This is a genomic window from Hydrogenophaga sp. (genome assembly GCF_018780075.1).
In the GTDB taxonomy this organism is placed as follows: domain Bacteria; phylum Pseudomonadota; class Gammaproteobacteria; order Burkholderiales; family Burkholderiaceae_C; genus Hydrogenophaga.
Genome location: NZ_JADMKB010000184.1, coordinates 1 through 3,241, shown reverse-complemented (window position 1 = coordinate 3,241; position 3,241 = coordinate 1). Strand labels below are relative to the sequence as shown.

The following is a 3,241-nucleotide window of genomic DNA, read 5'->3' as shown; positions in this document are numbered from 1 at the left end:
CCCATCTCCAGACTCAGCTCGTCAAGAAACAACCTCTTGACGCTTCACACCTAGCCAACACCACTTTTCTGAACATGACCGCCATGAAATCTCCCCTGAGTCTGACCGTCCTGCTGGTCGCCCTACCCTCCTTCGCCCAGACCACCCCACCCGACTTCGCCCGCTGTCTCGACGGCCTGCAAGCCGAGGCGCGCGCTGCCGGCGTCTCTGAAGCCAGCTACCGCCGCTTCACCGCTGGGCTCACGCCCGACATGAGCGTGATCGACAAGCTCAATTACCAGCCCGAGTTCCGCATGCCGATCTGGGACTACCTCAGCGGCCTGGTGGACGATGAACGGGTGCAGCAAGGCCAGGCCATGCTGGCGCAGCACGCCGAGGTGCTCGCGCGCGTGCAACAGCGCCACGGCGTGGACCCGGCCACCGTGGTCGCGGTCTGGGGGGTTGAGAGCAACTTCGGCCAGACCCTGGGCAAGTACCCGCTGCTGCAGGCCCTGGGCACGCTCTCGTGTCACGGCCGGCGCCAGAGCTACTTCCAGGGCGAGTTCTATTCGGCGATGCGCATCCTGCAGGGCGGCCACATCGCGCCCGAACGCCTGATCGGCTCCTGGGCCGGAGCGTTCGGCCACACCCAGTTCATGCCCACCACCTTCGAGCGCCTTGCGGTCGATTTCGACGGCGACGGTCGCCGCGACCTGATGGACAACACCAGCGACGCGCTGGCCTCCACCGCCAACTTCCTCGCCAAAGCCGGCTGGCAAAGCAGCCAGCCCTGGGGATTCGAGGTGAAGCTGCCCAGTGGCTTCAACACCGACAATGAAGGCCGGCGCAGCAAGCGGGCCATGAGCGAATGGGTCGCGCGCGGCCTGCGCAAGGTCGACGGTTCGCCGCTGCCCGACGGCCTGGGATCGGCCGGCCTCATGACGCCTGCCGGTCCGACCGGCCCGGCCTTTCTGGTCTTCAAGAACTTCGACGCGATCTACAGCTACAACGCCGCCGAGAGCTACGGCCTGGCCATCGCCCACCTGAGCGACCGCCTGCGCGGCGCCGGCCCGTTCACCACCCCGTGGCCCACCGACGACCCGGGCCTCTCACGCGCCGAACGCCGCGAACTGCAAGGCCTGCTGATCCTGCGCGGCCACGACATCGGTGAGGTCGACGGCATGCTGGGCGACAAGAGCCGGGAAGCGATCCGGGTCGAGCAGACCCGGCTGGGGATGGAGGTGAACGGGCGGGGTGGGCAGAAGGTGTTGAGGGCGCTTCGGGCGCAGTGAAGCGGCCGTCATCCCGACATCAACAACGGGGTTTGGGCAGGTCGGTGCAATGGCTGCACTGACTGTTGTTCCTTTTACAACTCCACGCACTGCACACCGTCTGACCGCACGCCTCGTAACAGGCCCTAGAGGCTTCGTAGGCCGCATTCTTCGCAGCGCAATCGGCTTGACTGGCCACGACGCCCCCCTTGCTCTGGGGTGGAACCGGCGCTGCCGCTGAATCGGGCTCAGACGGTGGTTCAACGGCAGGCTCGTTGCTGGGAGGAACGATCTTCACCGGGTCCACAACATTGCCCCGCCGCACCTTGACCTCTTCGACACCGTTTTTGGGCATCTTGTCTGGCGGACGGTCGTCAAAATGCACGCGGCCCTGGTCGTCCACCCACCGGTAGACCTCGGCGTGAGCGCTCATGAAGCTCATGAGCAAAAGCACAGGCAGCCACCGCTGCCAAACCCTGCACGTGTTCATCTCGATCTCTCTGCGTATCCGCGACCAAGGCGTCACACCCAGCCGAACTGCGCCCGCACGTCCCGCGCCGTGAGGTTCACCGGCGCTGTGGGGGCCTGCGTGTATTGCCGCAGATTGGGAGCACGCACGCCGCCGCCGTCCTGCCCGAGCACGGCCACGCCCTTGATGTGCCAGCCGCGCTCGCGCAGCGCGGCCACGTAGGCCTGGGCGTCGGGGAAGGTCTCCAGGTCGGTCTTGTACGCCGTGGGCGAGAGGCAGAACACCACCGCCTCGCAGCGTGAGCGCGTCACCTCGTGGATGAAGTCGTCGATCGAGGTGCGGGTGATCTGCAGGGTGCCAACCCTGGCGTAGAAGCGCTGCGGCCGTTTGCCGCTTTGCATCTGGATGTCGCGCACGCTGCGGTTGAAGCAACCCGTGAGGCTGCGCACCACCGAGGTCTTGCGCGTGTTGGCGTTGCCAATCAGGATGTAGGCGTCCATGGGCACGACCCGCTCAGCCCAGTTTCACCGCCGTGCCGCTGACGGCGACCATCATCATGCCGTTGGCCTCGCCCATGACCTCGTAGTCGAAGTCGATGCCGATCACCCCGTTGGCACCCATGGCTTTCGCGGCCTCGATCAGGCCTTCGATGGCGGCGTCGCGCGCGCCCGCCAGCGCACGTTCGTAGCCACCGGCCCGGCCGCCCACCACGTCGCGCACCGAGGAGAACATGTCGCGGAAGATGTTGGCACCGATGATGGCCTCACCGTTGACCACGCCGAGGTACTGGCCCAGATCGATGCCGGGCGGCGTGGTGGTGCTGAGGAAAAAACCGTCGGTGCTTTTGGAAAACCAGCCCATGTGAACCCCCGTTGGATGCGTGTGGTGGATGCACCCGGAGGTGCGTTCGGATTCATTGTGCCAGCGCGGGCAGCCCCCTCACCCCAGCCCTCTCCCGCACGCAGGCGAGGGGGCGAAGCGCTCACCAGAGCGCGACCAGCCGCCCCTCGCGCAGCGCCCAGGCGCGCTGCGCCATGGCGCGCGCCTCCTGCTCGTCGTGCGTCACGAGGATCGCGGTCATGCCGGCCTCGGTGATGCGCTCGCGGAACTCGGCGCGCAGCTGTTCACGCAGGGTGGCGTCGAGCGCGCTGAAGGGTTCGTCCAGCAGCAGCGCGCGCGGCCCGGTGATGAGCGCGCGCGCCAGCGCCACGCGCTGCTGCTCGCCACCCGAGAGCGTCCACACGCGCGCGCTGGCGTGGGCCGCGAGGCCGAAGCGAGCGAGCATGGTGCGCGCGCGCTCGCGCGCCTCCGCGCGGCGCACGCCCTGCTCCACCAGACCGAAGGCCACGTTGTCCTGCACGTTGAGGTGGGGAAACAGCGCAAAGTCCTGGAACATGAGCGCGAAACCGCGCCGCTCTGGAGGCAGGGCCGTGATGTCCACGCCGTCGAACCACACGCTGCCCGCCTCCGGCGCTTCCAGCCCGGCCACGATCTTGAGCAGGGTGCTCTTGCCGCTGCCCGA

5 protein-coding genes are annotated in these 3,241 nt (G+C 67.6%); 1 reads left to right on the top strand and 4 read right to left on the bottom strand.

What is annotated here, in order from left to right; all coding sequences use genetic code 11:
- Positions 1-83: 83 nt before the first annotated feature.
- A complete protein-coding gene (locus tag IV088_RS25765; protein ID WP_291107874.1) occupies positions 84-1,271 on the top strand; it encodes a lytic murein transglycosylase in 1,188 nt (395 codons plus the stop codon).
- Between the two features lie 19 nt (positions 1,272-1,290).
- On the opposite strand, the gene IV088_RS26370 is transcribed toward IV088_RS25765, so the two are convergent.
- From IV088_RS26370 to IV088_RS25750, 4 genes are all read right to left on the bottom strand, one after another.
- Positions 1,291-1,692, bottom strand: coding sequence for a DUF4124 domain-containing protein (locus IV088_RS26370; RefSeq protein ID WP_367171608.1), 402 nt, complete (start codon positions 1,690-1,692; stop codon positions 1,291-1,293).
- Positions 1,693-1,772: 80 nt separating this feature from the next.
- On the bottom strand, positions 1,773-2,219 hold the full coding sequence (locus tag IV088_RS25760) for a hypothetical protein (RefSeq protein ID WP_291107872.1): 447 nt from the start codon (positions 2,217-2,219) through the stop codon (positions 1,773-1,775).
- A gap of 13 nt (positions 2,220-2,232) precedes the next feature.
- Positions 2,233-2,580, bottom strand: coding sequence for a heavy metal-binding domain-containing protein (locus tag IV088_RS25755; protein WP_291107870.1), 348 nt, complete (start codon positions 2,578-2,580; stop codon positions 2,233-2,235).
- A gap of 121 nt (positions 2,581-2,701) precedes the next feature.
- On the bottom strand, positions 2,702-3,241 hold a 540-nt coding region (locus IV088_RS25750; protein ID WP_291107867.1), incomplete at its 5' end, for an ABC transporter ATP-binding protein.